The organism is Flavobacterium terrigena (assembly GCF_900108955.1).
Classification (GTDB): Bacteria; Bacteroidota; Bacteroidia; order Flavobacteriales; family Flavobacteriaceae; genus Flavobacterium; species Flavobacterium terrigena.
Window position 1 is genome coordinate 117,679 of record NZ_FNYA01000006.1, and the last position, 17,194, is coordinate 134,872.

A 17,194-nucleotide genomic window follows, 5' to 3' on the forward strand; every position below is an offset into this window, starting at 1 on the left:
TATTATGAAATTCAAATTATCAACACTAGCATTTTTTGTAGTTTTTGTCGTTTTTTCTCAAAATCAAGCCAAAAGAACTGCAGAATTTAATTTAGAAAAGAAAGTGGCTATTCAAGGTTATGATCCTGTTGGCTATTTTAAACAAAATAAAGCCATAAAAGGAAAGAAAGAAATTGCTACAAATTATGAAGGTGTAATTTACTATTTTTCATCAGTAGAAAATAAAAACTTATTTATAAAAACACCAGCAAAATATGAACCTCAATATGGTGGTTGGTGCGCTTATGCCATGGGAGATTCTGGTGATAAAGTAGAAATTAATCCAGAAACATTTAAAATTATTGATGGTAAATTATTTTTATTTTACAATGCTTATTTCAATAATACGTTAAAAAGCTGGAATAAAAATGAAGCTTCGTTAAAAGCTAAAGCAGACGCAAATTGGAAAAAAGTAATTAAATAACACTAAAAATGAGACATTTCATCATCCTTTTAAAAGTAATTGTAGCAGTGATTTTACTACAAACTTTATATTTTAAATTTTCAGGAAGTACAGAATCGATTTATATTTTTGAAAAACTAGGAGCGGAACCAATTGGAAGAATAGGCTCTGGAATAATTGAATTAATTGCTTCGATTTTACTTTTTATAGATAAAACGAGGTTCTATGCAGCATTAACTGTTGTTGGAACCATGTTAGGAGCGATTATTTCACATTTATTTATACTTGGAATTGAAGTAATGAATGATGGAGGAACGTTGTTTGTATTAGCTTTAATCGCTTTGATTTCTAGTTTAATTATTGCTTTTTATTATATTGCAGATTTAAAAAAACTGAATAATAAAACAATAAATTCTTTTTTTAATTAAGTCTATTTTATTCCTAATTTATCTTTCATTTTCAAAAACAACAAAGCGATAGAATAAGCATCGTCAGCAACTGAATTTCGATTGCTCATAGCAACATTCAATGATTTACTCATTTCTTCTAAAGAATACTTTTTTTCATTTGTATCTTTAATTTTATTAAACATTGCTTCTATATCAAAAGCTTCGTTTCTGATATTGCCCAGTTTCATTCTACTTAAGGCTTCATTTAGCATTTCAATATCAAAATCTATACGATGACCAATTAAAATGGAATTACTTAAGTAGTTTAATAAGGTTTCAACGGCATTATTTTCGAATACTTTTTCAATTTTACTTACCGAAATAAATTCATTATCGATATCTAATTCGGTGTGTCTTTTGTGAATAATGAAAATTTCAAAAGAATCTTTAATAATAATTCTGTTATCAATAACTGAAGTTGCTGCAATGGACATAATTACATCTTTTTCAGTATCTAAACCAGATGTTTCCATGCTAATTACCACATATTTTGTTGCCGGGTTCTTAAAAGAATCGGTATATTTTTTCCAAAATTCAGGATATTCCTTATTAAATAATTTTGATAGCATATGGTTTATGAAAATCTAGTTAATTTGTATTTATCTTTGATTAAATCGATAATATCATCAATATCACCTAATGATTTTTTCAATTCTTCTTTATCAATTTTTGATAATTTAGTGGTGTCAATAAAAGCACCATCATTATCATTAATAATTCCTTCTCTTGTTCTAAATTCTTGCAATTTGATATAATTTTCAGCAAAATCTAGGTATTTTTCAGCATTTTTAGCGTCAGTTATCGCCATTTGCTTGAATCGTAAAAAGGTATTATTTACACCTTTTAAGTTATGACTTAAAGCGAAAATTCGAGCTGCATCAATGTAAAATTGCAAACCTTTTTGCTTTAAATTGAATTGATCTTTATGTACTCCGTTTTCTTCCACTGCAAATTTCTTAAAAAAGGTGAGTGGTGGTGGCGATTTTAATAATTGATTTCCAATATAATCGAAAAATATTTTATTGTTGGCTAAACTCTGATGAATGGCAATTTCTAATGAATCTTTAATCTTCGTTTCACCATAAATGTATTCGAAATCGAAGAAAATTCCACTAAAATCAGACATATTTTCACCTGGAGATTTAATACAACTGCTATAAATTGCTGTAAAATCAGATAATGATTTACACCATTTGATATTACTAGCCAAATGATCAAAAGGACAAGGTTTGTATCCGAATAATTCCATATTTGAAATGACCATTTTCGCTAATTGTACGAAATAAAACTTCACGTCACGGTGTTTTTCAGCCGCAACATCCTCATACACAATCATATTGTCTTGATCACTCAAAACCAATTGTTCTTTACGACCTTGACTTCCTAATGCCAACCAAACAAAACGGGCAGGAGGTGAGCCTAATTTGTCAATACATAATTTAATACATTGTTGAATAATTGTATGTAAAATTCCGCCAGCTGTGTTATTGATGTGGAAAATTGGAATATTCTTAGTAAACGAATTCTGTATGACAAATAAATATTTAGAATGTATGTATTTTAATTCCTCGAAATTCTTTGCATTTCTAATTTCATCAATTAAAACTCCAGGATTATTTGATTGCGATTTTATAATGTCACGTTCAGAAATCATTCCTTTAACACGAGTGTTTTCGGTGCCATCTTCAGTAACTAATAAATAATCAGTGTCGTTTTTTAGTAATAATAATTGGGCTTCAGCCACAGAAATTGTTTCTTCAACTATTGTTACATTTTGTTGCATAATAGTGGTGCAATCGGCATCCAAATTAATAATTCCAAAAGCAATTTTCTTTTTAAAATCGGCATCCGTAATTAAGCCATTAATTCTAGCGTTATTAGTAACAATAGCATAAGATTTATTGGATTCTACCATTTTTTTGGCTACAGTAGAAATACTTGTATGAATAGTAACTAAGAGCGGATTTTTATCATAATCTAATTCTTGAAAATACGAAAAATCTGTCATTTCTGATTCAGAACCCGCTTCAGAAATAGCTTTTAAAGTTTGATAGTTTTCACCCGTTGATTTAGATTGTTCTGTAAAACTTTCTAAGAAGTAATCCATTACAACAGAATATTTTGCCAATAATGGTTTAAATAAAACAATTGGAATAGCATAAACTACTGCATCTTCATTTGCGATAGAATTTAAAGAATAATTATTTTTCGCAAAAAACGGACGTAATCCAAAAATAGAACCCACATAACATTTAGAGACTAAAGTTTCTTGAGCATCAATAATTTTTGTTAAATGAATAATTCCTGAATTTACGATATAGAAATTTTTATGTAATTCATCATTTATTTTGAATAATCGTTTCGATTTTTCTAAATAAATAACTTCGCTTTGAGAAGCAATATCCAATAAGTCGCTGTATTGTACAGTTTTAAACGGATCGTATTGCTGTAAAAAGTCTACAATATTTTCTGCAAAAGTATTCTTCATAATAGGAGTAGTAAATACATCTCAAATTTAAACAAATATATCAATAGTTAAAGACTTAATTTAAAATATTCTATTTTAGTTATATTCACTGTATTTTGTTCATTTTTTACCTCAAAACCTAAATAATATAACGTTTGTAAATATTTCGTAAATAATGTTCATGAATTAAAAAAAGAAAAGGATAAATTCCAACTATTAAAAGTTATTCAAATAGTTTTAAAAAAATATCTCTAATTTTGTAAGAAATAAAACTACTTTCTTTTGAAAAATATCCTAATCATTGATGACGAAGAAAAACTTCGTGGACTTCTTGGTCGAATTGTAAAATCAGAAGGATTTGATGTCATTGAAGCACCAGATTTAAAATCTGGTTTCAAAAAATTGGAGCATAACGATATTGATGTGGTGCTTTGTGATGTGAAACTTCCAGATGGAAATGGGGTCGATTTTCTTCAAAAAATAAAAGCTAATTTTCCTCTTACAGAGGTTATTCTTTTAACAGCTTATGGCAATATTTCAGATGGCGTTCAAGCTATGAAAAATGGCGCTTTTGATTATATTGTTAAAGGCGATGACAATGACAAAATTATTCCATTACTTTACAAAGCAATAGAAAAAGTTCAATTACAAAAGAAAGTCAAACAACTCGAAAAAAGAATTTCCGATAAATATTCTTTTGATACAATTATAGGAAAATCAAAAGCCATTGAACAAGTTATTGATTTGGCTAAAAAAGTTGCAAAAACCAATTCAACTGTATTGTTAACAGGTGAAACGGGAACTGGTAAAGAAGTTTTTGCACAAGCTATTCATGAAAATAGTTCACATGCTAGTAAATCATTCGTTGCTTTAAATTGCAGTACTTTTAGTAAAGAAATTTTAGAAAGTGAATTATTCGGACATAAGCAAGGCGCTTTTACTGGAGCGATAAAAGATAAAAAAGGTTTTATTGAAGAAGCCAATGGCGGTACACTTTTTTTAGATGAAATTGGAGAAATGCCTTTAGAATTACAAGCAAAATTACTTCGTGTCTTGGAAACCAATGAGTTTATTCCAATTGGTGATACTACACCAAAAAAATCAAATTTTCGTTTAATAGCAGCAACTAATAGAGATTTAAAAGAAGAAAGCGAAGCACATCGTTTTCGTTCCGATTTATATTTCCGATTAAATATTTTTGAAATCAATATTCCACCTTTAAGAGAAAGGGTTAAAGATATTGCTTCTTTGGTTCATTCTTTTGTAGATAAATTTTCATCTTCAATCAATAAAAAAACATTGCAAGTAGATGATAACTTTCTTCACAAATTAGAAGTGTATCATTGGCCAGGAAATGTTCGTGAGTTAAAAAATGTTATTGAAAGAGCAGTAATATTAGCTAATGACGACATATTAACAGTTGATGTGCTACCATATGAAATGCAACATCAATCGGATAATTCTACCAAATCAATGTCTGCGTTTTCAATGAATAGCGTGGAAAAATTACATATTCAAAAAGTTTTAAATTATACCAAAGGTAATAAAGCAGAAACCGCAAGATTGCTCGAAATAGGTATTGCTACTTTATATAGAAAATTAGACGAATATAATATTCAATAGACAATCCTATCATTTTAATAAAAGCCTATCATTTTGATAGGCTTTTTTATTGGTACAAACTAGTGTGTAAACTATTATATCCTTGTTTCTCAAGAGTTTACTTAGTTTGTTTTGTTTATGGAATACATTTTGGCATTAGCGATGAAGAATAAATAAATTCATCACTATGAAAACTAAAATAAAAACTATTTACAAACAAGCCGAACGCTTTGCTGAGCTTACTAACAAAGCTATTGTTTCGGGAAACATTTCAAGAGCAAAAAAACTCTTAAACATAGCTGAAAACCTTTTAGTATCGGGAAGTAAGGAAACTAAAGAAGTGATTTCAACAGTTTACATCTATTCTGTTTCCACATTTATGGAAATACGTCATTGTAGCATTTCAAATTTATTTCCTAAAACACTAAAAGCAGAATATGTGAAACAAATTAATGCCATTTCCGCATAAATTCTAATTTTAAATCCATTATATGATAAGTACAATTCTTTTACTCGCATTAGGAATTTTCCTTTTTGCAATTTGTTTTAAATCCGTCGAATTTTTTGAAAAAATCTAAATTATGATAGCACTATTTATTGTCGCTTTAGCCGTTTTTGGCTATTTGGTTTATGTTTTAATTAAACCCGAAAAATTTTAAAATGAACAAGGCAAAATTTAAAGAAATTATACTAATTGCTTTTGCTTGGATAGTAGCATTTGCGATGGTTTACTTTGTTTATATGAAAGCCAAAATTTTATTAAATAACAAATAATTTATTATGAACACAGAAATTTTTGGAGTCGTAACAGTTTTTCTTCTAACTATAGTTTTAGCTATTCCTGTTGGAAAATATATAGCAAAAGTATATTTAGGAGACAAAACGTTTTTAGACCCAATTTTTAATCCAATTGAACGCTTTATTTTTAAAATAAGTGGTATCAATGACAAAGAAGAAATGAACTGGAAGCAACATCTAAAAGCACTTTTAAGTGTCAATTTAGGATGGTTTATTCTTTGTTTTTTTGTTTTAATTTTTCAAGGAAATTTACCACTCAACCCTGATGGAAATCCTTCAATGAGTCCCGATTTAGCTTTTAACACAGCTATTTCATTTGTAGTTAATTGTAATTTACAGCATTATTCTGGTGAATCAGGCTTGTCTTATTTAGGGCAATTAATGTTGATGTTTTTACAATTTGTTTCAGCTGGTGTAGGAATGGCAGCTGCGGCAATGGTTTTCAACGCAATGAAAGAAAGAACAACCGAACATTTAGGGAATTTCTATAATTACTTTATCAAAAGTTGTACTCGTGTTTTATTACCGCTTTCAGCAATTGTTGCTGTTGTATTGATTTTTAGTGGGACACCAATGACATTTGAAGGTAAAGATCAAATTACAACCTTACAAGGTGATTCTGTTGAAGTTTCTCGTGGTCCTGCTGCGGCATTTATTGGCATAAAACATGTTGGTACAAATGGTGGTGGTTTTTTCGGAGTGAACTCTGCTCATCCATTAGAAAACCCAACATACCTTACTAATGCAGTGGAACTTTGGGCACAATTAATTGTTCCTTTTGCTATGATTTTTGCTTTAGGTTTTTTTCTAAAAAAACGAAAATTATCCTACGTGGTTTTTGGAGTAATGACAATCGGTTTTTTACTCTTAGTAATTCCAACAATGACTTCCGAGTTAAACGGAAATCCAGCTATTGAAAGAATGGGAATTGCTCAAACTACAGGAGCAATGGAAGGTAAGGAAGTTCGTTTTGGTCCAGCTATTTCAGGTTTTTGGAGTATTGCCACAACAGTAATTTCAACAGGTTCTGTTAATAGTATGCACGACAGTTCAATGCCAATTTCTGGTTCAATGCAATTGTTATCTATGATGGTTAATGCTTTTTATGGAGGTTGTGGAGTTGGATGGTTAAATTTTTACATTTTCATTATTCTTGCTGTATTTATTTCGGGATTAATGGTCGGTAGAACGCCTGAGTTCTTAGGTAAGAAAATTGAAGCTCGAGAAGTTAAAATTGCTGCCTTTATTGCTATTCTTCATCCATTATTAATTTTATCTGGTACTGCTTTAGCATCTTATTTTGCAGCCAATGATACACCAATGGGGTATTGGTTTAGCGGAAATGCAACTGGTTGGCTAAACAATCCAGGTAATCACGGATTTTCAGAAATGTTATATGAGTTTACCTCAAGTTCTGCCAACAATGGTTCTGGTTTTGAAGGTTTAGGAGATAATAATCCGTTTTGGAATATCACAACAGGAATTGTATTACTATTAGGAAGATTTTTACCTATTATTGGTCCGCTTGCGATTGCAGGATTGTTAGCTAGTAAAAAATACATTCCAGAAAGTGCAGGAACTTTAAAAACAGATACTACAATTTTTGGTATAATGGTTTTTGCAGTAATCGCAATTATAGCCGCACTTTCTTTCTTTCCAGCATTGGCTTTAGGTCCATTAGCAGAATATTTTACAATAAAATAATTAAATAAAAATGAGTAAAAATAAATCCAATTCATTATTTGAAAGTAAGCAAGTAAAAGAAGCTTTAGTGCAATCTTTCGTGAAGCTTAACCCGAAAGTAATGTTCAAAAATCCAGTAATGTTTACTGTGGAAATTGGAACTGCAATTATGTTTTTCGTGTGTATTGCTATTTTAATGGGTGCACAAAATCAAGGTAGTTTCACTTATAATTTCATCGTATTCTTAATATTATTTGCAACACTTTTGTTTGCCAATTTTGCAGAAGCTATTGCAGAAGCACGAGGAAAAGCACAAGCAGATAGTTTAAGAAAAACAAGAGAAGAAACTCCTGCTAAAAAAGTTTTAGCAGTTGGAAAAGTCAGTTCAAGTGAAATTGAAATGGTTTCTTCATCACAATTAAAAAAAGGAGATATGTTTTTCTGCGAAGCGGGTGATGTAATTCCTACAGATGGAGAAATTATTGAAGGTTTAGCAACAATTGATGAAAGTGCCATTACAGGAGAAAGTGCACCTGTTATTCGTGAAGCCGGCGGTGATAAAAGTTCGGTAACTGGTGGAACAAAAGTATTAAGTGATAGAATAACCGTAAAAGTAACCACTGAACCTGGAGAAAGTTTTCTAGATAAAATGATTGCTTTGGTAGAAGGTGCAAGTCGACAAAAAACACCTAATGAAATTGCCTTAACTATTTTGTTAGCTGCTTTTACTTTAATTTTCGTAATCGTGTGTGTGACTTTAAAACCATTTGCAGATTATGCTAATGCGCCGATTACAATTGCAGCTTTTATTTCACTTTTTGTGTGTTTAATTCCAACAACCATTGGAGGGTTATTATCAGCTATTGGTATTGCAGGAATGGATAGAGCATTGCGAGCAAACGTAATTACAAAATCAGGTAAAGCTGTTGAAACAGCTGGAGATATTGATGTTTTATTATTAGATAAAACAGGAACTATCACTATTGGAAATAGAAAAGCAACCAATTTTTATCCAACTAATGGTGTTTCTAAAGAAGAATTTATTCAATCAGCTGTATTAAGCTCTTTAGCAGATGATACTCCCGAAGGGAAAAGTATTGTGGAATTAGCAGGAAATGAAGTTGCTCAAAAACTTTCAATTGAAGGAGCTACTTTGATCAAGTTTACTGCCGAAACTAGAACTAGTGGGGTCGTCTTAAAAGATGGAACCAATATTAGAAAAGGCGCACAAGATGCTGCTAAAAACATTTCAGAACAAGCAGGATATAAATTCCCTGAAGATACAGCTAAACAAGTAATAGAAATTTCTTCTAACGGTGGAACTCCTTTAGTAGTGATTAAAAATAGTCAAGTTCAAGGTGTAGTTGAATTGCAAGATATTATCAAAACTGGAATGAAAGAACGTTTTGATCGTTTGCGAAAAATGGGTGTAAAAACTGTTATGGTTACTGGTGATAATCCATTAACAGCCAAATTCATTGCAGAAAAAGCTGGTGTAGATGATTTTATTGCAGAAGCAAAACCTGAAGACAAAATGAACTACATCAAAAATGAGCAACAAAACGGAAAATTAGTTGCCATGATGGGAGACGGAACCAATGATGCTCCTGCATTAGCTCAAGCAGATGTTGGTGTAGCAATGAATAGTGGAACACAAGCGGCAAAAGAAGCTGGAAACATGGTTGATTTAGACAATGATCCAACTAAGTTAATTGAGATTGTAGAAATTGGGAAACAACTTTTAATGACAAGAGGAACACTTACAACTTTTTCAATTGCAAATGATGTGGCTAAATATTTTGCAATCGTTCCTGCACTTTTTATTGCATCTATTCCAGCGTTGCAAGGTTTGAATATTATGCAATTACATAGTCCAGAAAGTGCCATTTTATCAGCGGTTATTTTCAATGCTATCATTATTCCAATATTAATTCCGTTAGCATTACGTGGTGTGGATTACAAACCAATCGGAGCAAGTGCAATTCTAAAAAGAAATCTTTTAATTTATGGTTTAGGAGGAATTATTATACCATTTATTGGAATTAAATTGATTGATTTAGTAGTAGCAATGTTCTTTTAAAAATTTACAAAATGAAAAATATAATATCAATAATAAAGTTTACTGTTTTAATAGTAATTTTGTTTGCAGTCATCTATCCTTTAACAATTTTAGCAATTGCCCAATTTGCTCCAAACCAAGGTAAAGGAGAAACTATTTCAGTAAATGGAAAAGTAGTTGGATATCAAAAAATCGGCCAAAAGTTTGATAAAGTGAACTATTTTTGGGGACGACCATCAGCTGTAGATTATAATGCCGCTGGAAGTGCTGGAAGCAATAAAGGACCAAGTAATGCCGATTATTTGGCTCAAGTTCAAAAAAGAATTGATACTTTTTTAGTTGTACATCCTTATTTGAAAAAATCGGAAATACCAGCTGATATGGTAACAGCATCGGGAAGTGGATTAGATCCAAATATTTCGCCACAAGGCGCTTTAATTCAAGTAAAAAGAGTAGCTGATGCTAGAAAATTACCAGAAGAAAAAGTAAAACAATTAGTTGAAAAAATGAGTAACAAACCAAAAGTTATGGGAACTGAAACAGTAAACGTTTTAGAATTGAACATCGCTTTAGATCAATTGAAATAATAGAATTAAATGAAAAAAATAATATTGACAGCTTTAGTAGCTTTCGGATTTACAATAGTTAATGCTCAAGAAGTAGAAAAAGAGAAAAGTCCATTAACATTTTCAGGATATTTAGAAACCTATTACAGTTACGATTTCGGAAATCCAGACACTCATTTGCGACCAGGATTTGTGTATAGTCATAATAAACACAATGAGTTAAATCTAAATTTAGGATTGGCAAAAGTAAATTATGCCAAAGACAATATTAGAGGAAATTTTGCATTAATGGGCGGAACTTACGCACAATATAATTTATCTGCTGAACAAGATTTAATAAAAAACATCTATGAAGCTAACGTTGGTGTAAAAATCTCAAAAAAAGCAAACTTATGGGTTGATGCAGGAATTATGCCTTCTCATATTGGTTTTGAAAGTGCTATTGGAAAAGACTGTATGAATTTAACTAGAAGTATTTTAGCAGATAATTCACCTTATTATGAGGCAGGAGCAAAAATTGGCTATACTTCTAAATCTGAAAAATGGTATTTAGCAGCTATGTACTTAAACGGTTGGCAACGCATTCAAAAAGTTGATGGAAATCAAACACCAGCTTTTGGAACTCAAGTGACTTATAAACCATCGGGGAAAGCTACTTTAAATTGGAGTACTTATGTAGGAAATGAACAACCGGATATCGACAGAAAATGGCGTTATTTCAATAATTTTTACGGACAATTTAAGGTTTCTGAAAAAACTAATTTAGTTGCTGGTTTTGATATTGGAGCACAACAAACTCTAAAAGGTAGTAGCGATTATGAAACTTGGTATTCACCGGTTATTATCGCACAATATAAACCAACTGCAAAAATTCAATTGGCAGCAAGAGGTGAGTATTATCAAGATAAGAACGGAGTAATCATCGCAACAGGAACTGAAAATGGTTTTAAAACTTTCGGTTATTCTGCTAACTTTGATTATCTAGTTTCAGATAATGTAATGTTTAGAATTGAAGCGCGTTCATTAAATAGTAAGGATGCAATTTTTTTAAGAAACAATAATCCAACAGATAGTAATTTCTTTGTTACTACTTCTTTGGCTATTTCTTTCTAGTTAGAGTATTAAATATAATTTATAAATCCTACAAGGTTAATTTTGACCTTGTAGGTTATTTTCGTTAACTATGGATGCTGAAAAAGAAAAAAACGTAAAGCATTTTCTAGATTTAATTCAAAAATCTAGAAAAGGAAAATTCAAAGTCTATATTGGAATGAGCGCCGGAGTAGGTAAAACTTATCGAATGCTACAAGAAGCACATACACTTTTGAAGAAAGGTATTGATGTTAAGATTGGTTATATTGAAACACATAATCGTAAAGAAACGCATGAATTATTGGCTGGACTTCCTGTAATTCCAAGAAGAACAATTTTTTATAAAGGAAAAGAATTGGAAGAAATGGACGTGCAAGCAATTATCAATCTTCGTCCTGAAATTGTCATTGTTGATGAACTAGCTCATACTAATATTGAAGGTAGCAAAAATGAAAAACGTTGGCAAGATGTTTTAGAAATTTTAGATGCAGGAATTAATGTGATTTCAGCGGTAAATATTCAGCATATTGAAAGTTTAAATCAAAATGTTAAAGACATTACTAATGTTGATGTTCAAGAGCGAGTTCCAGATAATGTGTTGCGATTAGCAGATGAAGTAGTAAATATTGACCTTACTTCAGATGAATTAATCACACGATTAAAAGAAGGGAAAATTTATACTGAAGATAAAATTCAGGCTGCTTTAAATAACTTTTTCAAATCAGATCAAATTCTTCAATTAAGAGAACTTGCTCTGAAAGAAGTGGCAAGTCAAGTTGTTAGGAAAGTAGAGAATGAAGTGCCAAAAAATGTAGCTTTAAGACACGAAAAGCTTTTAGCTTGCATTAGTAGTAATGATAAAACTGCCAAAATAGTAATTAGAAAAACCGCGCGTTTAGCTAGTTATTATAACAGTAATTGGTATGTTTTATATATTGAAACTCCAAAAGAAAGTAGTGATAAAATTGCTTTGGATAAACAACGTTATTTAATCAATAACTTTAAGCTTGCAACCGAATTAGGTGCCGAAGTTATAAAAGTTCAAAGTTCTAATATAACTGATGCTATTTTAGATGTTGTGGAACAAAAAGATATTACAACTGTTTGTATTGGAAAACCACACTTAAATTTATTTAAAGTAATTTTGTCTACTAATGTATTTAATAAATTATTAAATAATCTTTCATCATCTAATATTGATCTTGTAATTCTTTCCTAATGAGAATAAAAACTAAATTAAATCTAGGAGTAGGGGTATTGTTCTTGCTAATAATAATACTATCTATAATAAGTGCTTTTTATATATATTCTATAAAAAGAGACACTCAAAATATCATTAAGGCTAATTATGAAACATTAGAGTATTCTAGAAATATGCTTTTGGCTTTAGATGAAATTAATGAAAATGATTCAAAATCTGTTGCTATTTTTGAAGTCAACTTGAAAAAGCAGTTGAATAACATTACAGAAGTTGGAGAAAAAAAGATAACATACAAATTGAGAGATAATTTTAATTTTCTTAAAACCAATATGCTAAATGATAGTATTAAATTTCAAATCCATCAGAATATTTTTGAGATTATGAAACTTAATATGGATTCCATAAAACAAAAAAGTGATGTAGCAAAAAAAACAGCAGAAACCGCAAATTTTTGGGTGATTATTATAGGAACAATGTGTTTTCTTATTGCCTTTAATTTGTTGGTTAATTTGCCAAATAACATAGCAAATCCAATTAAAGAATTAACTTCAAGTATTCAAGAAATTGCTAATAAAAATTATTCTAAACGAGTACATTTTTTAGACCATAATGAATTTGGAGATTTGGCTAGTTCGTTTAATACTATGGCAGAAAAATTGGAAGAATATCACAGTAGTAATTTATATAAACTATCATTTGAGAAGAAACGATTAGAAACCTTAATTAATAATATGCATGATCCAATTATTGGATTAGATAATCAAGATGTAATTCTGTTTGTAAACGATGAAGCCTTGAAGATTATTGGATTAAAACAAGAGGATGTTTTAGGGAAATCGGCTCTTAAATTAGCATTGGAAAACGATTTAATAAGAACATTATTAAACAATAAAAACAATTCTGAAAAAACACCACCAATTAAAATATTTGCTGATAATAAAGAAAGTTATTTCGAAAGAGAAATTGTAAATATAACAATAACACCAACTGGTGAAGACAAAACTATTGATATTGGAGATGTAATTATACTGAGAAATATTACCATATTTAAAGAATTAGATTTTGCAAAAACAAACTTTATTGCAACAGTTTCTCACGAATTAAAAACACCAATTTCATCTATTAAATTCAGTTTGCAATTATTAGAAAAAGCTGAAACAGGAAAGATAAATGAGGAACAAAAACAATTGATTGAAAGCATAAAAGAAGACAGTCAAAGATTATTAAAGATTACAGGAGAATTATTAGATATTTCGCAATTAGAAACAGGTAACATTCATTTAAGTATTGAAAAAAGTAATCCATATCAAATAGTTAATTATGCTGTTGATGCTGTAAAAGTACAAGCTGAACAAAAACAAATAGAACTTATTGTAGAAGCTGATGATGATTTGCCAGAAGTTAAAGCTGATAGTGAAAAAACGGGTTGGGTTTTAATTAATTTTCTAACGAATGCAATAACTTATTCTACAAGTAACAGCGAAATAATTGTCAAATTAAAAAAAGAAAACAATCAAGTTGTATTTCAAGTTATTGATAATGGAAAAGGAATTGATAAACGTTATCAATCGAAAGTTTTCGATAAATATTTTCAGATACCAGGAAGTAATAAATCTGGTACAGGCTTAGGTTTAGCAATAAGTAAAGAATTTATTGAAGCTCAAAATGGTACAATTGCTGTCGAAAGTGAACTTGGTTTAGGTAGTACTTTTAGTATTGGTTTGAATGTTGTTTAAATAAATAATGTTCATGAACTAAAAAAAACACTTGTTATCAAACCAAGTTTTAAAATATAAGTACACATTTAATTTTAAAAAGTTGGTAGGGAAATAATAAATAAGCATAGTAAGAAGAAAATTCTATTTTACATAATGTATATTATAGTTCAAATATAATATTTTAAAATTATCATAAATACTACGTTAATTGCTAAACATTATTTAGTTTTGTATGAAATATAAATTTATACATAAAATGTTAAACTGGTTTAAAAAAATCGCACTACTTGAAGGATTATCTTTATTACTATTATTATTCATTGCAATGCCGTTGAAATATTTTGCAGACTTACCAATATATGTTAAGTATGTTGGAATGACTCACGGAATTTTATTCATATTATATGTGATTATGGCATTTTTACTTAAAGAAGAAAAAAATTGGAATCTTAAAAATTTCGCTATAATTCTTGTTGCATCATTTATTCCAGCTGGAACATTTTACGTAGATAAAAAATATCTTAGCTAAAATTTCGATATTTCAAAAAAAATAAAAATAATTTCTGAATATGAAAGTTTTCGACATAGCCGAGCCTTTATTAAAAAAAATAGATTTTGGTGCAAATTTCACACTATATGGAAATTTGTTTATCAATCTATTGATATTAATGCTTATTGCTTATGCTATAGATTATATCGCTAAGAAAGTATTAATTATTGGTTTAGCTGTCGTTGCAACCTATACAAAATCAACTTTTGACGATTTTTTGGTCGCCAATAAAACAGCAAAATACATTGCGCATTTAGTACCATTATATTACATAAGTAAAAAAATACCTATCGTTTTAGATGATTTTGTATATTGGGAAAACTTGTTTGGAAAAAGCGTAAAAATTTTCATCATTGTTTTATCACTTTTTATTGTTCGAAGTGTATTTCATTCGTTAAAAGATTATTTAAAAACCCAACCAAAATACAACGACAAACCAATTGATAGTTACATTCAGGTAATTATGATTGTGTTATGGATTTATTCTTTAATTTCTATAGTTTTACTGCTTTTAGACACTAAAAAAGGTGTTTTATTAACCGCTTTTGGGTCAATTTCAGCCTTGATTATCTTAGTTTTTAGAGATACGATTTTAGGATTTGTAGCTAGTATTCAAGTTACCGTGAACGATATGGTTCGTATTGGTGATTGGATTACAGTTGATAAATTTGGCGCTGATGGCGAAGTGGAAGAAATTAATTTGGCGACAGTAAAAGTTCGAAATTTTGATAACACCACTTCCACTATTCCAACTTATAGCTTAATTTCTGATAGTTTTAGAAACTGGCGCGGAATGATAAATTCTGATGGTAGACGTATCAAAAGACACGTTTTAATCAAAGGTGCAACTGTTCGATTTATTACTAATGAGGAATTAGAATCGTTTAAACGCATTCAGTTTGTGGCGAGTTATATTGAAAAACGTAAAGCAGATATTGATAAATTTAATATAGCGAACAATATTGATAAATCTTTAAATGTAAATGGGAGAAATATAACGAATTTAGGACTTTTCAGAAAATACGTTCAAAAATATATTGAAACGCATCCAGGTATCAATAAAGATATGCAATTGATGGTAAGGCATTTACAACCTACGGAAAAGGGAATTCCGTTAGAAATTTACTGCTTTAGTAAAGACAAAAAATGGGAAAACTACGAATATATAATGGCCGATATTTTCGATCATATTATTGCTTCAATTCCTTATTTTGATTTAGAATTATTTGAAGTTCAGCACGTTAAAGCTGATAAATTGAATTTATTGAGCTTACCAGATTTAGAATAATCAACTCAATCTTATAAGTTTGAGTTGATTATATCTAAATGATCAAATGCTAATTCTGGTAAATCGTTCATCGAAAACCATTTTACCTCTTTGGCATCATCTTTCGCTTTTACAATTTGATTATCAATTAGATTTGTTTTGTAAGCTACAGAAATCATATGCCCACGTGGATCACGATTTGGTTTTCCGAAGGCACCAATTTGAGTCATTTCACTCGTTTCAATATTCGTTTCTTCAAATAATTCTCTCCTAGCCGCTTGTTCTAAATCTTCACCTTCATCCACAAATCCGCCAGGTAACGCCCAGCAATCTTTAAAAGGTTCGTTCAATCGTTTTATTAGTAAAATTTCATTAGTTATTTTGTTAATAACTAATACATCAACTGTTACAAAAATTTTGGATACGTATTTAGACATGATAGTTTTTTTTGTAAATTTAAAATAAAAAAATGATAGAACGTAGCCAATTTCTTTTGCCCCTTAAAACTGTAAAGTTTGGAGATGAAAATGTGGAATCATTAAGTGAGGAATATTTTCAAAATAATACCCTACGACCAATTCTTAAATTGCAAAACGATTTATTAATTGAGGTTTTTAAGAATTATGCTGTGAAACAAAAGAATACCTTTTTTGAGCTTTCTCCTGATAAAAAGGAAAAGTATATTGAAAATGTTATTCAGAAAGATATTAAGTTCAGAAATTCGCTAAAAGGAATCATTATTGCTCTTTTTAGTGTGGAAGAATATTTAGATTATATTAAAAACTCTTCTAATTTAAATAAACGAATGATGACCATGTTAATTGAAAGATTAAAAAGTCAGATTCAAATACTAACTATTGATTAATGGAAATTGAGAATTTACCAAAAGACAAAAAAATAATTCTATTTGACGGAGTTTGTAATTATTGTAATGATAAAATTAACTTTATTATAAAGAATGACAAACAAGATATTTTCAGATTTGTTGCATTACAAAGCGAAACTGGACAAAAAATAATCAAATATTTAGGAATAGATAATTCTATTGATAGTATTGTGCTTTATGAACCTGGTTATGCTTATTTTATTAAGTCGGAAGCTGTTTTTAGAATTATTAAGCATTTATCATCAGGTGTGAAAATATTGTTGTTTTTCAATTTTATTCCCATAAGTATCAAGAATGTCTTTTACGATTTAATTGCTAAAAACAGATACAATTGGTACGGTAAAAAAGAAAGTTGTATGATACCAACAGAAGAAGTCAAAAGAAAATTTATTGCATAAAAAAATCCCGTCTCGT

At 29.6% G+C, this 17,194-nt stretch carries 18 protein-coding genes; 15 read left to right on the forward strand and 3 right to left on the reverse strand.

The genetic code is table 11. The features are described 5' to 3' along the window. Window positions 1–4: 4 nt before the first annotated feature. Together BMX42_RS10850 and BMX42_RS10855 are read left to right on the forward strand one after the other, a co-directional pair. Window positions 5–463 carry a YHS domain-containing (seleno)protein gene (locus tag BMX42_RS10850; RefSeq protein WP_091313762.1) on the forward strand — a complete coding sequence of 153 codons (459 nt, stop codon included), beginning with the start codon at window positions 5–7 and terminating at the stop codon, window positions 461–463. A gap of 8 nt (window positions 464–471) precedes the next feature. Then, window positions 472–870, forward strand: coding sequence for a DoxX family membrane protein (locus BMX42_RS10855; RefSeq protein WP_091313765.1), 399 nt, complete (start codon window positions 472–474; stop codon window positions 868–870). A gap of 2 nt (window positions 871–872) precedes the next feature. On the opposite strand, the gene BMX42_RS10860 is transcribed toward BMX42_RS10855, so the two are convergent. Both BMX42_RS10860 and BMX42_RS10865 read right to left on the reverse strand, forming a co-directional pair. Beyond that, window positions 873–1,460 (reverse strand): 3'-5' exonuclease, encoded by a 588-nt coding sequence (locus BMX42_RS10860; RefSeq protein WP_091313768.1) that lies wholly within the window; start codon window positions 1,458–1,460, stop codon window positions 873–875. 5 nt (window positions 1,461–1,465) lie between these two features. After that, window positions 1,466–3,379 carry a DUF294 nucleotidyltransferase-like domain-containing protein gene (locus BMX42_RS10865; RefSeq protein WP_091313772.1) on the reverse strand — a complete coding sequence of 638 codons (1,914 nt, stop codon included), beginning with the start codon at window positions 3,377–3,379 and terminating at the stop codon, window positions 1,466–1,468. A gap of 261 nt (window positions 3,380–3,640) precedes the next feature. On the opposite strand from BMX42_RS10865, the gene BMX42_RS10870 reads away from it, so the two are divergent. From BMX42_RS10870 to BMX42_RS10920, 11 genes are all read left to right on the forward strand, one after another. Then, a complete protein-coding gene (locus tag BMX42_RS10870; protein ID WP_091313776.1) occupies window positions 3,641–4,981 on the forward strand; it encodes a sigma-54-dependent transcriptional regulator in 1,341 nt (446 codons plus the stop codon). Window positions 4,982–5,147: 166 nt separating this feature from the next. Beyond that, complete coding sequence (locus tag BMX42_RS10875) at window positions 5,148–5,429, forward strand: DUF7674 family protein (protein ID WP_091313780.1); 282 nt, start codon at window positions 5,148–5,150, stop codon at window positions 5,427–5,429. 112 nt (window positions 5,430–5,541) lie between these two features. Next, on the forward strand, window positions 5,542–5,619 hold the full coding sequence (gene kdpF / locus BMX42_RS10880) for a K(+)-transporting ATPase subunit F (RefSeq protein ID WP_091314114.1): 78 nt from the start codon (window positions 5,542–5,544) through the stop codon (window positions 5,617–5,619). Window positions 5,620–5,740: 121 nt separating this feature from the next. After that, the gene (gene kdpA, locus BMX42_RS10885; protein WP_091313783.1) at window positions 5,741–7,462 is read left to right on the forward strand and encodes a potassium-transporting ATPase subunit KdpA; all 1,722 of its coding nucleotides are present in this window, start codon (window positions 5,741–5,743) and stop codon (window positions 7,460–7,462) included. Between the two features lie 10 nt (window positions 7,463–7,472). After that, window positions 7,473–9,521, forward strand: coding sequence for a potassium-transporting ATPase subunit KdpB (gene kdpB, locus BMX42_RS10890; RefSeq protein WP_091313786.1), 2,049 nt, complete (start codon window positions 7,473–7,475; stop codon window positions 9,519–9,521). Window positions 9,522–9,532: 11 nt separating this feature from the next. Beyond that, complete coding sequence (locus tag BMX42_RS10895; protein ID WP_091313789.1) at window positions 9,533–10,087, forward strand: K(+)-transporting ATPase subunit C; 555 nt, start codon at window positions 9,533–9,535, stop codon at window positions 10,085–10,087. Window positions 10,088–10,096: 9 nt separating this feature from the next. Continuing rightward, entirely contained in the window at window positions 10,097–11,179 is a 1,083-nt protein-coding gene (locus tag BMX42_RS10900) for a porin (protein WP_091313793.1), read from the forward strand. Window positions 11,180–11,249: 70 nt separating this feature from the next. Beyond that, window positions 11,250–12,377, forward strand: a complete 1,128-nt coding sequence (locus BMX42_RS10905; RefSeq protein WP_091313796.1) for a histidine kinase — start codon at window positions 11,250–11,252, stop codon at window positions 12,375–12,377. Further along, the gene (locus BMX42_RS10910; protein ID WP_091313799.1) at window positions 12,377–14,095 is read left to right on the forward strand and encodes a sensor histidine kinase; all 1,719 of its coding nucleotides are present in this window, start codon (window positions 12,377–12,379) and stop codon (window positions 14,093–14,095) included. Before BMX42_RS10905 ends, BMX42_RS10910 begins: the two co-directional genes overlap by 1 nt. 238 nt (window positions 14,096–14,333) lie before the next feature. Continuing rightward, a complete protein-coding gene (locus tag BMX42_RS10915; protein WP_091313802.1) occupies window positions 14,334–14,606 on the forward strand; it encodes a DUF3817 domain-containing protein in 273 nt (90 codons plus the stop codon). Between the two features lie 40 nt (window positions 14,607–14,646). Then, on the forward strand, window positions 14,647–15,915 hold the full coding sequence (locus tag BMX42_RS10920; protein ID WP_091313804.1) for a mechanosensitive ion channel family protein: 1,269 nt from the start codon (window positions 14,647–14,649) through the stop codon (window positions 15,913–15,915). An 11-nt stretch (window positions 15,916–15,926) separates the two neighbouring features. On the opposite strand, the gene BMX42_RS10925 is transcribed toward BMX42_RS10920, so the two are convergent. Then, window positions 15,927–16,331 carry an NUDIX domain-containing protein gene (locus tag BMX42_RS10925; protein WP_091313806.1) on the reverse strand — a complete coding sequence of 135 codons (405 nt, stop codon included), beginning with the start codon at window positions 16,329–16,331 and terminating at the stop codon, window positions 15,927–15,929. 32 nt (window positions 16,332–16,363) lie between these two features. Between BMX42_RS10925 and BMX42_RS10930 the strand changes: the two genes are divergently transcribed. Both BMX42_RS10930 and BMX42_RS10935 read left to right on the forward strand, forming a co-directional pair. Next, complete coding sequence (locus tag BMX42_RS10930; RefSeq protein WP_091313809.1) at window positions 16,364–16,759, forward strand: glyoxalase; 396 nt, start codon at window positions 16,364–16,366, stop codon at window positions 16,757–16,759. A 5-nt stretch (window positions 16,760–16,764) separates the two neighbouring features. After that, the gene (locus tag BMX42_RS10935) at window positions 16,765–17,178 is read left to right on the forward strand and encodes a thiol-disulfide oxidoreductase DCC family protein (RefSeq protein WP_091314118.1); all 414 of its coding nucleotides are present in this window, start codon (window positions 16,765–16,767) and stop codon (window positions 17,176–17,178) included. Window positions 17,179–17,194: the final 16 nt, after the last annotated feature.